The 17,375-nt window shown below is 72.4% G+C and carries 17 protein-coding genes and 3 pseudogenes; 15 read left to right on the top strand and 5 right to left on the bottom strand.

Annotation, left to right across the window (positions count from 1 at the left end; all coding sequences use genetic code 11):
• Positions 1-4: 4 nt before the first annotated feature.
• The 4 genes and pseudogenes from DVA86_RS29105 to DVA86_RS36345 all read left to right on the top strand — a co-directional run.
• Positions 5-418, top strand: coding sequence for a roadblock/LC7 domain-containing protein (locus DVA86_RS29105; protein WP_208885319.1), 414 nt, complete (start codon positions 5-7; stop codon positions 416-418).
• 64 nt (positions 419-482) lie between these two features.
• Entirely contained in the window at positions 483-896 is a 414-nt protein-coding gene (locus DVA86_RS29110) for a DUF742 domain-containing protein (protein WP_208882784.1), read from the top strand.
• Positions 877-1,107, top strand: a pseudogene (locus tag DVA86_RS29115) (ATP-binding protein); the annotation flags it as partial. The gene DVA86_RS29110 and the pseudogene DVA86_RS29115, both read left to right, overlap by 20 nt.
• Positions 1,082-1,213 (top strand): annotated as a pseudogene (locus tag DVA86_RS36345) (IS481 family transposase); the annotation flags it as partial. The pseudogenes DVA86_RS29115 and DVA86_RS36345, both read left to right, overlap by 26 nt.
• An 8-nt stretch (positions 1,214-1,221) precedes the next feature.
• Here DVA86_RS36345 and DVA86_RS29120 read toward each other — a convergent pair.
• Positions 1,222-2,133 (bottom strand): MerR family transcriptional regulator, encoded by a 912-nt coding sequence (locus DVA86_RS29120; RefSeq protein WP_208882786.1) that lies wholly within the window; start codon positions 2,131-2,133, stop codon positions 1,222-1,224.
• 348 nt (positions 2,134-2,481) lie between these two features.
• Between DVA86_RS29120 and DVA86_RS29125 the strand changes: the two genes are divergently transcribed.
• From DVA86_RS29125 to DVA86_RS35035, 9 genes are all read left to right on the top strand, one after another.
• On the top strand, positions 2,482-3,348 hold the full coding sequence (locus DVA86_RS29125; RefSeq protein ID WP_208882788.1) for a putative RNA methyltransferase: 867 nt from the start codon (positions 2,482-2,484) through the stop codon (positions 3,346-3,348).
• A 110-nt stretch (positions 3,349-3,458) separates the two neighbouring features.
• A complete protein-coding gene (locus DVA86_RS29130) occupies positions 3,459-3,983 on the top strand; it encodes a hypothetical protein (RefSeq protein ID WP_208882790.1) in 525 nt (174 codons plus the stop codon).
• 607 nt (positions 3,984-4,590) lie between these two features.
• The gene (locus DVA86_RS29135) at positions 4,591-5,229 is read left to right on the top strand and encodes a helix-turn-helix domain-containing protein (RefSeq protein WP_208882791.1); all 639 of its coding nucleotides are present in this window, start codon (positions 4,591-4,593) and stop codon (positions 5,227-5,229) included.
• A gap of 72 nt (positions 5,230-5,301) precedes the next feature.
• Positions 5,302-6,486 carry an NAD(P)/FAD-dependent oxidoreductase gene (locus DVA86_RS29140; RefSeq protein WP_245997319.1) on the top strand — a complete coding sequence of 395 codons (1,185 nt, stop codon included), beginning with the start codon at positions 5,302-5,304 and terminating at the stop codon, positions 6,484-6,486.
• Complete coding sequence (locus DVA86_RS29145; protein WP_208882793.1) at positions 6,486-6,770, top strand: (2Fe-2S)-binding protein; 285 nt, start codon at positions 6,486-6,488, stop codon at positions 6,768-6,770. Before DVA86_RS29140 ends, DVA86_RS29145 begins: the two co-directional genes overlap by 1 nt.
• A complete protein-coding gene (locus DVA86_RS36170) occupies positions 6,767-7,465 on the top strand; it encodes an FAD-dependent oxidoreductase (protein ID WP_342776380.1) in 699 nt (232 codons plus the stop codon). Before DVA86_RS29145 ends, DVA86_RS36170 begins: the two co-directional genes overlap by 4 nt.
• Positions 7,462-8,514, top strand: coding sequence for a (2Fe-2S)-binding protein (locus DVA86_RS36175; RefSeq protein WP_342776381.1), 1,053 nt, complete (start codon positions 7,462-7,464; stop codon positions 8,512-8,514). Before DVA86_RS36170 ends, DVA86_RS36175 begins: the two co-directional genes overlap by 4 nt.
• Entirely contained in the window at positions 8,511-9,437 is a 927-nt protein-coding gene (locus tag DVA86_RS29155; RefSeq protein ID WP_208882794.1) for a dihydrodipicolinate synthase family protein, read from the top strand. The genes DVA86_RS36175 and DVA86_RS29155 overlap by 4 nt, the downstream gene beginning before the upstream one ends.
• Position 9,438: 1 nt before the next feature.
• Positions 9,439-10,560: a proline racemase family protein gene (locus DVA86_RS35035; protein ID WP_222623380.1), complete on the top strand. Its 1,122-nt coding sequence runs from the start codon at positions 9,439-9,441 to the stop codon at positions 10,558-10,560.
• An 879-nt stretch (positions 10,561-11,439) separates the two neighbouring features.
• Here DVA86_RS35035 and DVA86_RS29170 read toward each other — a convergent pair.
• Positions 11,440-11,787, bottom strand: coding sequence for a hypothetical protein (locus DVA86_RS29170; RefSeq protein WP_208882796.1), 348 nt, complete (start codon positions 11,785-11,787; stop codon positions 11,440-11,442).
• A gap of 585 nt (positions 11,788-12,372) precedes the next feature.
• Between DVA86_RS29170 and DVA86_RS29175 the strand changes: the two are divergent.
• Positions 12,373-12,555 (top strand): annotated as a pseudogene (locus tag DVA86_RS29175) (response regulator transcription factor); the annotation flags it as partial.
• Here DVA86_RS29175 and DVA86_RS29180 read toward each other — a convergent pair.
• The gene (locus DVA86_RS29180) at positions 12,539-13,135 is read right to left on the bottom strand and encodes a TetR/AcrR family transcriptional regulator (RefSeq protein ID WP_208882798.1); all 597 of its coding nucleotides are present in this window, start codon (positions 13,133-13,135) and stop codon (positions 12,539-12,541) included. The pseudogene DVA86_RS29175 and the gene DVA86_RS29180 overlap by 17 nt on opposite strands.
• A gap of 89 nt (positions 13,136-13,224) precedes the next feature.
• On the opposite strand from DVA86_RS29180, the gene DVA86_RS29185 reads away from it, so the two are divergent.
• Positions 13,225-14,157: a zinc-binding dehydrogenase gene (locus DVA86_RS29185; protein ID WP_208882800.1), complete on the top strand. Its 933-nt coding sequence runs from the start codon at positions 13,225-13,227 to the stop codon at positions 14,155-14,157.
• A 347-nt stretch (positions 14,158-14,504) separates the two neighbouring features.
• Here DVA86_RS29185 and DVA86_RS35625 read toward each other — a convergent pair whose 3' ends face one another.
• Both DVA86_RS35625 and DVA86_RS29195 read right to left on the bottom strand, forming a co-directional pair.
• Positions 14,505-14,705 (bottom strand): 4'-phosphopantetheinyl transferase family protein, encoded by a 201-nt coding sequence (locus DVA86_RS35625; protein ID WP_245997324.1) that lies wholly within the window; start codon positions 14,703-14,705, stop codon positions 14,505-14,507.
• 1,386 nt (positions 14,706-16,091) lie between these two features.
• On the bottom strand, positions 16,092-16,385 hold the full coding sequence (locus DVA86_RS29195; RefSeq protein WP_208882802.1) for a hypothetical protein: 294 nt from the start codon (positions 16,383-16,385) through the stop codon (positions 16,092-16,094).
• Positions 16,386-17,375 lie beyond the last annotated feature (990 nt).

Raw genomic sequence — 17,375 nt, forward strand, 5'->3', positions numbered from 1 at the left:
TCCGATGAGCCAGGCGGCGCAGAACCTGAACTGGTTGATCACCAACTTCGTGGACAACACCCCGGGTGTGTCGCACACGGTGGTGGTCTCCGCCGACGGGCTGCTCCTTGCGTTGTCCGAGGGCTTCCCGCGCGACCGGGCCGACCAGCTGGCGGCTGTCGCGTCGGGTCTGACCTCGCTCACCGCGGGCGCGTCCCGGATCTTCGAGGGCGGCCTCGTGAACCAGACGGTGGTGGAGATGGAGCGGGGGTTCCTCTTCATCATGTCCATCTCGGACGGTTCGTCGCTGGCGGTGCTCGCGCATCCGGAGGCCGATATCGGTCTTGTCGGGTACGAGATGGCGCTGCTCGTCGACCGTGCGGGCACCGTCCTCACCCCCGATGTCCGTGCCGAGCTCCAAGGAAGCATCCTCAACTGACTGACAGCTCCCCCCACATGAGCACCACAGTCCGCTTAGACCTCATGCCTCGCCCGGAGGAGCCATGACCCCGCCGCCCGCCTCGCCCGGCCCGTACGGTGCCTCGAACTATCAAGCGTCGTACGGGGGTGAAGGCGACCAACCGCTGGTGCGGCCGTACGCCATGACCGGTGGCCGGACCCGGCCGCGCTACCAGCTGGCCATCGAGGCCCTGGTGAGCACCAGCGCCGATCCGATGCATCTGCAGGGTCTGCTCCCCGAGCACCAGCGGATATGCCACCTGTGCCGGGAGGTCAAGTCGGTCGCGGAGGTCTCGGCACTGCTGGCCATTCCGCTGGGCGTGGCCAGGATCCTCGTCGCCGACCTGGCCGAGGCCGGCATGGTGGCCATTCACCAGCCTGGCGGCGGCTCCGAACCGGGCGGCGCCCCCGATGTGACCTTGCTGGAAAGGGTGCTCAGTGGACTTCGCAAGCTCTAGCCCTCAGATGGGGCAGACGAGTCAGATGGGGTACGGGGCGCCGACGCCGCGTGCCGCCACCTCGGCCAAGATCGTGGTGGCTGGTGGGTTCGGCGTGGGTAAGACGACCTTCGTCGGCGCGGTTTCGGAGATCAATCCGCTGCGTACCGAGGCTGTGATGACGTCGGCTTCGGCGGGGATCGATGACCTCGAACACCGAGCGAACCGCAGCCCTGGCAAACTTCCTCCACACCTACAACCACCACCGCTGCCACACCGCACTCGACGGACACCCGCCCATCACCCGCGTCAACAACCCTGCGGGTCAATACACCTAGGCCGTGTTTTAGGTAGCGGGTGAGTCTTGGAGGGAGAGTTCTAGGGCCAGTTCCATACAGCGCAGGCGGGCTGGGGAGAAGTCGTAGGGCATCTTGCCGGTGGCTTCGAACACGCTCATGGAGTCAGCCTCCCGCCTGCCAGAGTTGAGGTCGGCCTCGCCGTCGCCGTCATCGGTGGTGGCAGGGTGCAAAGCGTCCCAGGCGTCGAAGAGGTCATCGTCGTCCTTATCCAGGCCGGACTCCTCGATGACGGCGTGCAGGGCGCTTTCGAAGGCGTGCCGCTCGACGGCCACTTGAGCCACTCGTGGATCATCGACGGCGACACTGTCATCAAGTGCCTCCTCGGCGTCATCGATGCGGTCGGAATCCTCCCGCAGCGTGGGATGCGTGGCCAGGACCACGAAGCGGGTGGCCTGGACGGCCGCGCCGAGCGGGCCGAAGATCCGCTCAGTGACCAGCAGACTGTCCAGGTCCGCCTGACGCAGAGAGCCCTCGGGCAGGTTCTTGAGGCGTTCGGTGACGAGGTCGGAGAGCAGGCCCATCCGGCTCCCTTCGGTGCGCATCCGCTGCACGGCGGTCCGCTGCCGCCGCAATTCCGCCTCCTGCTCGGCGAGGGTTTCCTCCAACCGCTCCAGGATGCCCGCGATACTGTCTCCGCTGTCCGCACCGGCGGAAGCCGTGCCGGTGGTGAAGGCGTCACGGATGTCGTCCAGGGCGATCCCGGCGTCGGCCATCTTGCGGATCCACAGCAGGCGGATCATGTCCTCGTACCCGTAGCGGCGGCGGTCATCGCCGCCCCGCTCAGGCTCGGGGAGCAGGCCGATCTGGTGGTAATGGCGAATCGCCCGTGGCGTGCTGCCTGCGAAGGCCGCCGCGTCACCGATCTTGACCTGGCGGGGTGGCATGAAGGACGTACGCATGAGCAGGGACCTTTCCTCAAGGGATCGGGACGTAAGTCCACCGGACCACATGCCGCTACGGAAGGTGCAACCCCAAACACTCGGCCCGTGTGTGTGCGCCCACGCACCGCTCGTCGTCTGCCGTCTGCCGTCTGCCGTCTGTCGCCTGTTGTTCGGTCGCGTGCCGTGTGCCGTGTGCCGCGTCTCGTGTCGTATGGTCACGCGTGCGTGTCGTACGGCCACGCGTACGCACGCCCGCTGTACGGTCACCCGCGCGTGTTCGGCCACGCGCGTGTACGAGCGCGACCGCCGTTCGGGCCTTGCCCCGCGCCGTACGTCCCGCCCGTTCTGCGCGGCATGATGTGGGGGATGCACATTACTCCCGGCGGCTCTCCGCGCCCTGCTCGTACTGCCCTTGACCTGTTGCGCTGTCCTTTGTGTGGGGCGCGTCTTGCTCGGTCCGGCAGCGCGTTCGTGTGTCCGGTGGGGCACTCGTTCGACATCGCCCGGCAGGGTTATGTGGGTTTGCTGGGCGGGGGTGTGCGGGCGGCGAGTGCGGATACGGCCGTGATGGTGGGGGCGCGTGAGGCGTTTCTGCGTGGGGGTCATTACGCGCCGCTTGCCGGTGCGCTTGCCGGGTGGGCTGTCTCGTTGTGCCGGCCTGGCGCGGCTGTTCTGGATGCGGGTGTGGGCACCGGTTACTATCTGGCCGCTGTGCTCGAGGCCCTGCCCGGGGCCGTGGGTCTGGGTCTGGACGTCTCCAAGTACGCGGTGCGCCGTGCCGCGCGGGTGCATCCCCGGGCCGCTGCCGCGACCTGGGATGTGTGGGAGGCGTTGCCGGTCGGTACGGACTCGGTGGATCTGCTGGTGAATGTTTTTGCGCCGCGTAACGGGCGGGAGTTCCGTCGTGTTCTGCGGCCCGGTGGCGTGTTGCTGGTGGTGACGCCGACGTCCCGGCACATGGCCGAGCTGCGCGATGCGTTCGGCATGCTGGCGGTCGACGGGGCCAAGGAGGAACGGCTCGGCCGCACTCTGTCGGCGTTCTTCCGGCACGTGGAGACTCGGCTGCGGGAGTACGCCGTGACGTTGACGCCTGGTGAGGTGGCGGATCTGGTGTCGATGGGGCCGACGCATCATCATCTGCGGGAGGGGGAGGCGGCGGGCCGTGCCGCGGGACTCGACGGGCCGGTGCGGGTGACCGCCTCATTCCGCTTGTCCGTTTACCGGCCGTTGTGAGGCAACCACAACCATTTGCCGGTCTCGTGTGTCTTATCTGGCAGCCGAACGCTCGGGCCCGGGCTTTTTTCGGAGGACATCACACACAGACAGCAGGGGGGGAACCATTCATGCGTTCACGTAAGTTCGCGGTGGCGGCGGCCGCGTGTGCCTTCGTCCTGGTCCCGGCCGCGACGGCGTCGGCCGGCAGCGGTCCCGTTCCTGATTCCTCCAAGCGCGCCCCGGCGAAATCGACGGCGCCGTCGGCCCAGGGCAACCCGCGAAGCCTGAAGGCCGAGGCTGTCGGGGTCTGTCCGGATGCGTATCAGATCGGCACCACCGGTTACGTCAAGCGCGGGAGCGAGACGATCGCCTCGGTGAAGCAGTTCTATTCGCCCACGTGCCAGGAGAACTACGGCTACCTGTGGGTGTGGCAGGGCTTCCGTGACAAGCACGGCGACTACGACGTCAACTCCGCGGTCTACAGCTACTCGCAGGACGAGGTTCTCGGTGCCCGGGCCTGGACGGACAGCAACGGCCAGGAGTACTGGTCGTATCCCACCGACACGGTCAGGGACTGCACCGCCGCCGTGGGCGCGGTCCGTCCGGCGGGGTCGCCGCTGGCGTATCAGGCGGCGAGTTCGAAGCGTTGCTGATCGCGTACGCGTAGCGCGGGCGGGTGTCTGCCGCGCGCGTGCCGCGGACGGCTGGTACGGCGTGTGCGGCACGCACGGGGCGGCCTGCTGGGCGCGTGCCCGGTGAGCGCGCCCCGCTGTGCACCGTCGTGTGCGGCAGGCACGGGGCGGCCTGCTGGGCGCGTGCCCGGTGAGCGCGCCCCGCTGTGCACCGTCGTGTGCGGCAGGCACGGGGCGGCCTGCTGGGCGCGTGCCCGGTGAGCGTGTCCCGCCGTGCCCCGCCGTGTACCACCGTTCCCGGTTGTACGCGTGCCCGGTGAGCGTGTCCCGCCGTGCCCCGCCGTGTACCACCGTTCCCGGTTGTACGCGTGCCCGGTGAGCGTGTCCCGCCGTGCCCCGCCGTGTACCACCGTTCCCGGTTGTACGCGTGCCGGTGAGCGTGCCCCGCCGTGTATCACCGTTCCCGGTTGTACGTGTGCCGGTGAGTGTGTACCGCCGTGTACCACCACCGCTGTGTATTGCCGTGTGCCGTCGTGTTCTGGTTGTTCTGTGGGTGGTCGGGGTGCGGTGGTGTGTCTGTCGTGTGTCGGCTGCGCGGGTAGCCTCCTGGCGTACGGGAGGAGGGCGCGTGGTCCAGGAACAGGCCGGCCGGGTGCTGGCGGTGAATCTGCGGGCGTTGCGGGAGAGGGCCGGTATCACGCTGTCGGAGTTGGCGCGGCGGTCGGGTATCGCGAAGGGCACGCTGTCCCAGCTCGAGTCGGGGTCGGGGAATCCGACGATCGAGACGGTGTTCAGTTTGTCGAACGCGCTGGGTGTTCCGGTGTCGTCTCTGTTGACCGAACAGGCCGTGCCCGATGTGGTGTTGGTGCGCTCCGGTGGTCTGGAGGTGCTCAGCAGCAATGCGGTGGATCTGCGGATGCTGCGGCGGCTGGATGTGACCGGCCGGGTGCTGGAGCTGTACGACCAGCGGGTCCGTCCGGGGGAGAGGCAGTATTCCGGCGGGCATCCGGGGCGGGAGCATGTGGTGGTGACCTCGGGCCGGTTGAGGGTGGGTCCGCCGGAGTCGCCGTACGAGCTGGGTCCGGGCGATTACGTGTGTTTCGCGGCGCGGGCGCCGCACGTCTACGAGACGGCGGGCGGGCCGGTGACCTCGGTGCTGATGCTGGAGTATCCGGCCGACGCGGGGCCGCCGGCGCCCGCCGGGACGTGCGCGGCGGCGGCGGCGGGGGAGTCGGAGGGGAAGACGGGGGACGGGGTGGGGGGTTGACGGTGTCCGCGGCGGGTCCCTAGCCTCAAAAGCGTTCATTTAAATGAACGGCTGGTGGGGTGGTGTGTGGGTGTGGCGGCACGCGCGGCGGATGTCGTGGTGGTGGGTGCGGGCGTGGTCGGTGCCGCGTGTGCGGAGGCGCTCAGTGCGGCCGGGCTGTGTGTGCACGTGCTGGATCGGGGGCCGGTGGCGTGTGGGACGACGGCCGCCGGCGAGGGCAACGTACTGGTCTCCGACAAGGCCCCCGGCCCGGAACTGGACTTGGCCCGTGATTCCCGCCGCCGCTGGCCCGGGCTCCTGGCCGCTCTGGGTGAGGAACTCGGCCCGTGTGGAGCGGAAGCGGAGTGGGAGGCCAAGGGTGGCCTCGTGGTCGCCACCACGCGGGAGGCGGTCGCGCCGCTGGCCGCGTTCGCGGATGCACAGCGCGCCGTGGGCGTACGGGCCGACCCGGTGAGCTCCGGGCAGGCGCGGGAGTTGGAGCCGTACCTGACCAGGGATCTGACGGCGGCGGTGCACTATCCCGAGGACGCCCAGTTGCAGCCGGTGCTGGCGGCGACCGCGCTGCTGGCCGCGGTCCGTGCCCGGGGTGGTGAGGTGTGTTCCGGGGTGCCGGTGCGGGGAGTGTTGCGGGATGGGGCGGGCGCGGTACGCGGGGTGCGTACGGCGCGGGGCGTCATCCCGTGCCCTGTGGTGGTGAACGCGTGCGGTCCGTGGTCGGGCCGCTTCGCCGCGGCGGCGGGCGTACCGCTGGCGGTGCTGCCGCGGCGGGGCATGGTGCTGGTCACCGGGCCGCTCCCGGCGGGTGTCGTACGGCGGAAGGTATACGACGCGGACTACGTGGGGGCGGTCGCCAGCGGTGACGCCGACCTGCAGACCTCCACGGTCGTGGAGTCGACGCGGGCGGGGACGGTGCTCATCGGTTCCAGCCGGGAACGTGTCGGGTTCGACGACCGGCTGCGCACGGAGGTGCTGGGCGTGCTGGCACGGAAGGCGCTGGGGCTGTTCCCGGTGCTGGAGGGTGTGCCGGTGATGCGCGCCTACGGCGGCTTCCGCCCGTACGCCCCGGACCATCTGCCGGTGATCGGTGAGGACCCGCGGCTGCCCGGTCTGTGGCACGCCACCGGGCACGAGGGGGCGGGGATCGGCCTCGCGGCGGGCACGGGGCGGCTGCTGGCGGATCTGTGCACGGGCGAACGGCCCGCGGTGGATCCGGAACCGTTCCGGGTCGGCCGGCCCGCACTCATGCAGGAGGCGTGATGAACGGAAACGGGAACGGGAGCCTGCTGCGGGTACGCGTGGACGGCGAGGAACGGCACGCCTTTCCGGGCCAGACGGTGGCCGGGCTGCTGCTGGCGGAGGGCCGCGTGTCGTGGCGTACGACGCGGGGCGAGGGCCGCCCGCGGGGGGTCTTCTGCGGTATCGGGGTGTGTTTCGACTGCCTGGTGGTGGTCAACGGCGTGCCCGATGTCCGCGCCTGCCGGCGGCTGCTGGCCGAGGGGGACGAGGTACGAACGCAGCACGGCGCGGAGCTGCCCTCATGAGCCCCGGCCCGGTGGTGGTGGTCGGGGGCGGTCCGGCCGGGATGGCGGCGGCGCGCGCCGCCGCCGGGGCGGGTGCGGGCGTGGTGCTGGCCGATTCCGGGCCGCTGCTGGGCGGCCAGTACCACCGGCAGAACACGCTGCACCCCGGCGCCCGGCTGGCGTTGCCGGAGGGTGTGGAGCATGTGCCGGAGGCGGAGGTGTGGGCGCTGGAGCACCTCCCCGACGACGACGGCGGGGGCCACCGGGTGCACCTGCGCTGCGGTCCGGCGGACGGGCCGGGCCGCCACGGCCGCACCGTGGACACCCCGGCGCTGGTGCTGGCGACGGGGGCGTACGACCGTGTGCTGCCGTTCCCGGGCTGGGACCTGCCCGGGGTGTGCACGGCGGGCGCCGGGCAGGCGCTGGCGAAGGGCCAGGGCGTACCGGTGGGCCGGCGGGTGGTGGTGGCCGGCACCGGCCCGTTCCTGCTGCCGGTGGCCGCGTCACTGGCACAGGTGGGCGCGCGGGTGGCGGGGGTGTGGGAGGCCAACGCCGTCCCCGGCGGCTGGCTCGCCGATTTGGCGGGGTGTGGGCGGGCCGCGGGAAGGCGGGTGAACTGGCCCGGCATGCCGCCCTGCTGGCTCGCCGGCGCATCCCCTGCCGGCAGCGCAGCACGGTCATCGCAGCGCACGGCCGGGACCGGGTGGAGGCGGTGACGGTGGCCCGGCTGGACCACGACTGGAACCTGCTGCCGGGCACCCGGCGGCGCATCGAGGCGGACGCGGTGTGCGTCGGCTACGGCTTCACCCCGCAGCTGGAACTCGCGCTGTCCGCGGGCTGCGCGACATCCGGCGGCTTCGTCACCGTCGACGCCGCGCAGGCCACCTCGGTGCCCGGCGTGTTCGCCGCCGGTGAGGTGACCGGCATCGGGGGAGCCCTCCTCGCCGCGAAGGAGGGCACGGTCGCCGGGACCGCGGCCGCGCGCGCGGCCGGGGTTACGGTGCGCGCCCCCGTACGCGCCATGCGGGGGGTGCGGGCGGGGCGCCGGTTCGCCGCGGCGCTGGAGCGGGCCCATCCGGTACGGGAGGGCTGGCGGGGCTGGCTGGATGAGGACACGGTGGTGTGCCGCTGCGAGGAAGTGACCTTCGGCCAGCTGCGCCGGGCGGTCCGGGAGCGCGGTGCGGCCGGCGTACGGGCGGTGAAGCTGGTCAGCCGGGCGGGGCTCGGGCTGTGCCAGGGCCGGGTGTGCGGGCGGAGCGTCGCGGAACTGACCGGACTCCCCGACCCCGGCACGGCTTTCGCGGGCCGCCCGCTGGCGGCGCCGCTGCGGCTGGGCGAACTGGCCGAGCCCTCAACCCCCGTACAGCTGCGGCAGGCGCAACCACCGCCCGTGCAGCCCCGGCAGGCGGACCCACCGCAGGCGGACCCACCGCAGGCGCACCCCCGGCAGGCGCAGCCGCCGCCCGTACAGCTGCGGCAGGCGCAACCACCGCCGGCGGACCCACCGCCTGTCCACCCTCCGTCCGTGCAGCCGCGGCAGGCGGACCCGCCGCCGGTGGACCCATCGCAGGCGCAGCCGCGGCAGGGGCAACCGCCGCCGGTGGACCGTCCGCCCGTGCAGCCGCCGCCGGTGGACCGTCCGTCCGTGCAGCCGCCGCCGGATCGCCCCGTATCCGAGTCAGCCGAGCGCGCCGGGCCAGCCGGGTCAGCCGAGTGCGCCGGGCCAGCCGGGTGTGCCGGGCCAGCCGAGGAGGAGCAGGAATGACGCAGGAGAAACTCGACGGAGTGATCGTGGCGACCGCGCTGCCCTACGCCCAGGACGCGGGAGCCCCCGCGGGACTCCGCGTGGATCTGGACCGCTACGCGGAGCACTGCCGGTGGCTGGTCGACAACGGCTGCCGGGGCGTGGGGCCGAACGGGTCGCTGGGCGAGTACTCCTCGCTGACCTCCAGCGAGCGGCGCGCGGTCGCGCGTACGGCGATCGAGGCGGTGGGGGAGGACGGCATCGTGGTCGTCGGCGTCCACGGCCCGGGCGCGCACCAGGCCCGCGCCTGGGCGGAGCGGGCGGCGGAGGACGGCGCCGACGGGGTGCTGTGCTTGCCCCCGACGATGTACCGGGCGAATACCGCGGAGGTGGTCCACCACTTCCAGGAAGTGGCCGCGGCGGGACTGCCGGTGATGGTCTACAACAACCCCTTCGACACCCGCGTCGACCTCACCCCCGAGGCCGTCGCCGAGATCGCGCAGCTGGACGGCGTGGTCGCGGTCAAGGAGTTCTCCGGCGATGTACGGCGCGTGCTACACATCCGTGAACAGGCCCCCGGCCTGACGGTGGTGGCGGGTGCGGACGACGTGGCCCTGGAAGCTGTGTTGATGGGCGCGACGGGCTGGTTCGCGGGGTTCCCGAATGTGTTCCCCGCCGCGTCCGCCCGCCTGTTCACCCTGGCCCGCCAGGGCCGCCTGGCGGAAGCGCGGGCACTGTACGAGCCGCTGGTGGCCGCCTTCCGCTGGGACTCACGCACGGAGTTCGTGCAGGCCATCAAGTACGGCATGGACACCGTCGGCCGGTACGGCGGCCCGTGCCGCCCTCCACGCGGCCCCCTCCCCGAGGCCGAACGGGCCCGGCTGGAAGCGGACATGCGCCGCGCCGTGGACCACCTCCACGCGCACTGCCCGGCGGGGGCGTGAGATGCGCGCGGCACGGTACTTCTCCGCCGTCGACTCCCACACCGAAGGCATGCCGACACGGGTGGTCACCGGCGGCCTCGGCGTCATCCCGGGCGCGACGATGGCCGAGCGCCGCACCTACTTCCTCACCCACCTCGACCACCTGCGCGAACTGCTGGTCAACGAGCCCCGCGGCCACGGCGCGATGAGCGGGGCGATCCTTCAGCCACCGGTGCTCCCGGAGGCGGACTGGGGCGTGCTGTTCATCGAGGTCTCGGGCTGCCTGCCGATGTGCGGGCACGGCACGATCGGGGTGGCCACGGTGCTGGTGGAGACCGGCATGGTGGATGTCGTCGAGCCGGTCACCCGCGTACGCCTGGACACCCCGGCGGGGCTGGTCACCGCCGACGTCGCCGTCCAGGAGGGGCGGGCGCGGGCGGTGACGATCGAGAACGTGCCCGCGTTCGCCCTGGAGACGGGCGCGGCCCTCGAGGTGCCGGGCTGGGGCCGGGTGGGCTACGACATGGCGTACGGCGGGAACTTCTACGCGATGGTGCCGCTGGAGGAGCTGGGCATCCCGTTCGAGAAGACGGCGAAGGACCGCATGCTCCAGGCCGGACTGGCGGTGATGGCCGCGATCAACGACCAAACCCGGCCGGTCCATCCGGCCGACCCGGGCATCGGGGGCTGCAAACACGTGCAGTTCACCGCCCCCGGCACACCCGGGGCCGCCGCTGCTGCGGGCACACCGGAGGCCGCGGCGGCGGGCACCCCCCGGGCCGCGCCGGGCGCGTCGGGGGCCGGGGCGGGCAGGCCGGGGGCTGCCGCCGCTGCGCGCGGCGGGGGCAGCGACGCGCGGAATGCGATGGTGATCCACCCGGGCTGGTTCGACCGCTCCCCGTGCGGTACGGGCACCAGCGCGCGGATGGCGCAGCTCCACGCCCGCGGTGAACTCCCGCTGGGGCGCGACTTCGTGAACGAGTCGCTGCTGGGCACGCGGTTCACCGGGAGGCTGGTGGCCGAGACGGAGGTGGCGGGTGTGCCGGCGGTGGTGCCGACGGTGACGGGCAGCGCGTGGATCACGGGCATGGGCCAGTACCTGCTGGACCCCTCGGACCCTTTCCCCCGCGGCTTCACCCTCTGACCCGCATCCGTCGCGGGCGCCTTGGTGGGCCTCGGGAGGGGGCCGCGGGGTCCGGGCCGGTGCCGGCCGTGCCTCGCGAGTCGGGTGTCCGCACATTCGCGGGGTACCCGTGTGCGGTGACCGTGCAGGCCGTCGGTGAACCGCGCGAGGAGCGGGGTCCGGTTCCGCGGGCGTGTCACCGCCGCCGGCTGCCGGGCCCGCCCGGAGAGAGCGGGCGCACCGCTCCCGTACATCACGGAGGAGGCGCTGCGCGCGTACGCCGGCGGCCCGCCGTGGTGCTTGCCGACACCTCGCGGCTTCAGGCCGCGGGGGACAGCGGTCTCGGACTGACCGGCGCCGGCTCCCTCACTCCCGGGCCGCATTCCGTGCCCGGGGCTCCGGTTGAACGGTCCGTCTCGGTCCTCGTACGGGAAGCGCTGGGTGCGTCACCGTGGCCGGGCCGGACGCTACGGTGCACCGTGGCCGGGCCGGCGTGCTGCGCGGCCTCGCCTCCGCAGGGTCTCCGGCGGCCCGGCCGTCCGGGCACGGGCACTCCCGGGGCGGCACACTGCTCCACCCCCTCCGCCACACGTACGGCCGTACCCTCACCGCCCGCCCGGCGAGCGAGCGGGGGACTTCGGAACGCTCTCGGCGAGGGCGCTTTTTCCCGACGCGGGCGCCGGGCCTGATGCCCGTGCCGGGTTCGCGGCCTTCACCGCCGGCCACTCAGCGCAACTTCCGCCGCGGCGAACCCGTCCGGCGGGTGAGGACGGCCCGGCCCGGGTACGGGCCGGGCCCGGCGGACGATGCGGGCCGCCCACGAGCGGCGCTCCGGGCCCCGGCCGCGGGTACGGCTTCATCCCCGCCGCGGGGTGCCACCGCCGCGCGGGCCGGACCGTTTCAGCGCAAGGTCACCTCGGCGTCGGAGGCCTTCTCCCAGCCCGTCGTGATCTTGGTGACCTCGCCGCCGCAGTCCTTGTAGTCCCTGGTCTCGCCGGACGGCTTGAAGACGACCTTGGCGTAGACGCAACGGCCGTTGCCCTTGGTGTCGTTCAGCGTGCCCTTCACCTCACGCATCCCGTTTTGCGAACACTCCCCGTACTCCAGCTTGCCACCGTCGATCTTGATCGTCTCACCCCTGCACACAGCCGCCTGCGCAGGCTGCGCCTGTGTACTCCCGGCCGGGAGCACGAACACCGTCGTGCCCAGAGCCGCGGCACCCACCAGGCCCATACGGATCTTGCTCATGACGCTTTCCCCCTTGCCTCACGGACTGACACAGGCAACGATGCGCAGTCCGCGGCAGCGCCGCAGGGTGTTTCGGCCTCACCCGAAACGCGCGGGGGCGGTTGGGCGCGCGGGCCGTCCGGCGGCGCTTGAGCGCGTACCCGCCGGCGCCCGGGTGCTGCTCCCGCACCCGGGCAGGTGTCCCACGTGCCTGCTCGTGGACGACCGGTCCGGCGCGCTCCGCCGGCCTTGTCCCCGGCCCGGTGCCCGAGGTCGGCCACAGCGGTGCCGGTGACCGCGCACTGAACGGGCTTGAAAGACGTGCCGCCGACACCGAAGCAGCTCCACCCGCTTCACCCACCGTGCTCTTGCCCGAGCGGGTCTCCCCGCTCAGCACGGTCACCGGTGCGTCGAGTCTCCGCTCATGCACGACTCCGTCGGCATCGAACACCATGCACTCGAACACCCTTGCCTCCCGCGCGCTCGACCGCGATCTCGGCGCGGTGGCTTGTGGCGGGTAACGAAGCAGCGCTGTCCGGGTGACGCCCGGCCGGTCGTTGCGGAGCCCGGGTTCTGGGTGGCGTTGTGCCTGATCGCCGCTCCGGCGCGGGCGAGATCGCCGCGTGCCTCTTCCTCCCCGGGGGCACGGTCAGCAACTACCTCACGACGATCGTCAGCAAGCTCAACGCGCGGAACCGTATCGACGCCGTCCGGATCGCCGAGGAGGCGGGCTGGATTCCGTGGGCCGAAGGAGCGGCACACGGGAGACGGCTCATGCCTCCAGGGTGAGGGCCGAGTTCATCGTCGAGCAGGTCCGGCGCAGGAGCGCGGGCAGTTCGTGCCGGGTGCAGTCGGGGAGCCATTCGTCCAGCGTGCAGCGCCAGGCGGCCACGAAGAACTCGATGAGGAGCCGTAGTTCGAGGCGGTTCCGGCCGTCGAGGCGGCGTGCGATCTCGGTCTGGACCTCGGCGCAGTGCCGCAGCGTGTGCCCGTCGAGTGCCGGTGAGTCGGCGATCAGGCGGAGCGTGCGCGGGAAGCGCCGGTACCAGTCGTCGTCCATGCGCTCCAGCGTGGTCAGCATGGCGCCGAGGAAGACGTCGGCCAGCGGCCCGGACTTCTCTGTGTCGTCCAGGACTTCCAGGTAGACGTCCCAGAGCTGCTTGACGGCGGCGAGGGCCACGTCCTCCTTGGAGTGGAAGTTGCGGAAGAAGGTCCGCCGGGACACCTCCACCTGTTCCAGCAGCGCGTCCAGCGGAGTGCCGTCGAAGCCGCGTTCGCCGAAGAGCGTGACGGCGGTGTCGACCAGCGATTGGCGCGTACGCAGCTTCTTGCGTTCGCGCAGGGTGGGGGGCTGTTCCGGAGCGGGCATCGCGGGCAGCGTACCAAGTGCGCCAAGACAGCGCATATGCTCTACTGAAGCAAACGCCACACTGTGGCACTTTATGGGAAGGGGACTCCGTGCGCGCACTCGCCGTCGACCACACCTCACCCGGACACCTGTCCCTGACGGACGTCCCGGACCCGCGGCCCGCCGCCCACGAGGCGCTCGTACGGGTCGAGGCGGTCTCGCTGAACTTCGGTGAGGTCCACGGGGCGACCCGTCCGGAGGTGCCGGACGGCACCGTGCTCGGCTGGGACGCGGCCGGCGTGGTCGTCCAGGCCGCGGCCGATGGCTCAGGGCCGGCCGAGGGAGCGCGGGTCGTCACCCTCGGGGAGACCGGCTGGGCCGAGTTGCGGGCCGTACCCGCCGCCCTGCTCGGCACCGCGCCGGAGGACGCCGATCCCGGTGCGCTGAGCACCGTCCCCGTGGCCGGACTGAGCGCCCTGCACGTGCTGCGCCGGATGGGGTCGCTGCTCGGCCGCCGCGTGCTGGTCACCGGTGCCTCCGGCGGAGTCGGCCGCTACGCCGTGCAGTTGGCCGCCCGAGCGGGCGCGCACGTCGTCGCCATCAGCCGCAGCTCCGCCCAGGCGGACGGACTCCGATCCCTGGGCGCCCGCGAGGTCCACCCCGAGCCGGCCGCCGTTCGGGAGCCCGTGGCCGCCGTCCTCGACAACGTCGGCGGCCGGCATCTCGTCGACGCCTTCGCCGCGCTGTCGGCCGGCGGCACCCTCTTCAGCGTGGGCCGCTCCTCCGAGGCCGACGCGGTGCTGCCACCGGATGCCCTGCTGGGCAACGAGGGGCGGCATGACCGGTCGATCCGCACCTTCTTCCTCTTCGGCGACCCGGCCGCCGGCTTCTCCGCGGATCTGACCTGGCTGGCCGGAGAGATTGCCGCGGGCCGCCTCGATCCGGGCATCAGCTGGCGCGGGTCCTGGGCCCGCCACGCCGAGGCCGTACAGACCCTGCTCGACCGCCGCCTCCACGGCAAGGCCGTCCTCGATCTTCAGTGACCGGCTTCGGCGACCGGCCGGTCCGACGGCGGAGTTGACCGCCGGAGGCCGGTCAGCCGCCGCCCGGCAGCGCGTCCGGCAGGCCCTCGCCCAGGACCGTACGCACCGACAGGTCCGCGACCTCGCCGAAGCCCGCGTCGTAGACCGCCGCGCTGACCACGTAGCGCGTGCCCCACCCGGTACGTGCCGAACGCCCGGTCCGCGCCTGCCACGGGTGTCCCGCCGGGGCCCACCAGCCGGGCGGCGCGGCCGCCCCGGGGCGCGGGCTCGACGCCGTCCAGCGCGAAGCCGAACTCCGTGAAGCGGAACCCGCAGTCCCTGCCCCAGTGCCTTGCTGTACGCCTCCTTCAGCGCCACAGCCGCACCAGCGTGTCGTTGCGTTCCGTCTGGTCGCCCGCGTCCGGCAACCGGCGTTCGTACGGCGTGCATGCCTGCAGCTCCGAGCCGGTGCCCGCCGGTCTGCGGTCCGCCAGCTCCACGCCCACGCCGATCCGGCCCTTCCGGGTGATGCCGAGGACCATCAGCTCCTCGATGTGGCTGAGGCTCACGTCGATCTGGTCGCAGCCGCGTACATACGGCCGCCCGCCCGCCCGGCTGGTAGCCCAGATCGACGAGTTCCGGGCTGGTGTCGATGACGGAGGCCGCCGCGTACCGCAGGAGCAGCCGGGAGGCGGCGAACCGGTCGCGCATCCGGGCCGGCGAGAACGACTCGTAGCGGCACCAGTCCCGGCCCGGCAGCGACCGCAGCCACGGCACGTCCGTGCGCATGCGCAGCCAGTCGCCGAGCCGGGCGTACACGACCGCGGTGCCCACGTCGGCCAGTTCGGCGCCGAGCTGATCCCAGGGCCCGTCCGGGCCGTGGGCCCGAAGCGGCGCCGCAGGCGGCGCCGCGGCCCCGGCCACGTCACGCCCCCGCCATCGAAGGCGCGAAGGACCCGGCCTCCAGCAGGGAGACCACCCCCGCGAGGTCCACGGCGTTCGTCTCGGCTCCCCGACAGACGGCGAAGCAGGGCGGGCCCGAGCGACTTCTCGATGCGCCGGATGAACGGGGTGAGCACCACCCGCGGGCCCACCTCCACCACGTGCCTCGGCCGCTGCTGCGCGAGCAGCTGACGGGCGGCGTCGGCGAACCGCACGGGTGCGGTGATGTGCCTGGTTCTCGAAAGGGCACAGAGCAAGGCCGCAGCGATGTTCCCCCGGGGCCGCGCCGACCGCCCGGGGTGCTGAGCGCGATGAGCGCGGACGTGCGAGACAACCCGCGCCCAGGACTGCGCCGCCGGATGTGCAGCACCCCCGGAACGGGACCGGGGCCCGCAGTTCATCACCGAGCCGCATGACGACGGCGTCGTGGCGAAGACCGGCAACGCGTCGTGGGCCCGAGGCCGGGATGACCTGCCCCGCCCGGGGCGCCGACCTCACCGTGCCGAAGTGGCCGATCATGGCGTGCTGCCGCGACCTCGTCACGACGCCCCAGGAACTGCAGCGGGCACTGCGCCCGGACACCGCCCAGCAACTCACTGCGTCGATCGTCACCTCTCACGGCCCCGGAGCTCTGGCGCCCACCACCTACGACTCCACGTTCAACCGCGAAGGCACACCGCCGCACGCCCACCGGCCTCACACCGTCCAGACCCGCCAATACCGCCCTGTCCCCGGCCCCCGAGGACCAGGAGGGGCAGAGCCGAACCACGAAGCTTCACACCGACCTGATGAACCGGTTCCGACTGCCCAGGTCGGAGTAAAAGGCCGTCGTCATCTGACAGTTCCCGCCCGCTACCGGCGCGCCGCCGGCCTCCCGGGCGTACGGGGAGCGATTCATCGCCGCCCCCTACGCACCCTCGGTACGGTGACGGCGAGATCGCTGCTGGCCACCCTGCGCGCCAGTGGGGCTGCTCGGCCCAGTGCTGCTTTGGTGTGCATGACCAGGGCGTTCTTCAGCGTGGGGTCCGGCCGGTGGTCTTGGCGAGGTCCTGCGCCTCGTACCAGGCGGGATCTTCACGCCCGATCGGCCATGCCTTGTTGCAGGAGCGGCGCAGGGCGAGGACCTCGTCCCAGGTCAGCTTCTCCAACCGGGCGAGCAGTGCTGCCGCTGCCCGCCCATGGGGCCCCAGCGCCCACCAGGCCGGTATCCGGCACCGTATGTGCTGGCTCCAGGCCCGTCCGAGGCGCTCCTCGTCGTTGTTCGGGAGAAGACTGACGATCCATAGCCCGAAGGGGACCTCGGTCATGAACGGCAAGTAGTCGGCGCCTGTCGAGTGCGGTGCTGCGCGGTGCCACGGCTGCTTGCGGCGCCGCAGCGGCACACCCGGTGTTTCCCCGATGAGGATGCTGCGCCGGTCGCGCAGGCACCGGCGTAGTCGACGGGGTCGTCTTCGAAGCCTCGGCCTGAAGGGCGTATCACCTTCCAGCCCCAGTCGGCTGGCAAACGGTTCGGGCCCACCTTCGCGGCTGTCCAGTCTGCCCACCCAAGGCCGGGCACCGGCTCCCCTTCCGCGACGACACGGGGCTCTCTTCTGGCGTACCGCGCAGCGGGCGGCTGGGGAACCGCGGGCGTTTGCAACTGGCCGCGCCCGTCCGGCGGCAGCTACGCAAGCACGGCGGCAGCCGCGCTTGAACCGGATCTCGACGCGCAGACACTGACCTTCCCCGAACCCCGAGGACGCCGACGCTGCCAGCGCCACTGTAGGGCCGCCTGTTCGTCTATGTGGACACCGGCGGCTGGCCGGCACCGTCTGGGTTCGCGGGCGGTAGTGCTCCTGGTGGCGGGTCGGGCGGCGGTTGGGGGGTGGCGGCGAGGGCTGTGGCTTGCCGGTAGCTGATGAGGGCTTGGATTCTTTTTTCAGGGTCTGGTATCTGGTCTAGTGTGGCCGCGAATTTCTCGTCCAGGAGTGTTCCTTTTCGATGTCGGGTGTGTTCGAGGATGAGGCTGGTGAGAGGGACGACGAGGTATACCGCGATGACAAACACTCCGACGGCCCACCAGGGAGCGCCGCCCAGGGCGCCCGCGAGGACGGCCGGGAGTCCGGCGAGGAGGCCGGTGATGGGGGCGAGAGAGGACGAGTTCATCGCGCGGATGCCCTTCCAGCACGTGACGGCCGGGCCGCCTCATGCCTGAACGAGCCGTGCGGGCACGGCTGGGACGGGGAGAGGGCGGCACAGGGGTGCCGAGCGTGAGGGCACGCCGAAGGCCGGCGCCGCGATGGGGCGGGCCGGTGGTG

The organism is Streptomyces armeniacus, from assembly GCF_003355155.1.
GTDB lineage: Bacteria > Actinomycetota > Actinomycetes > Streptomycetales > Streptomycetaceae > Streptomyces > Streptomyces armeniacus.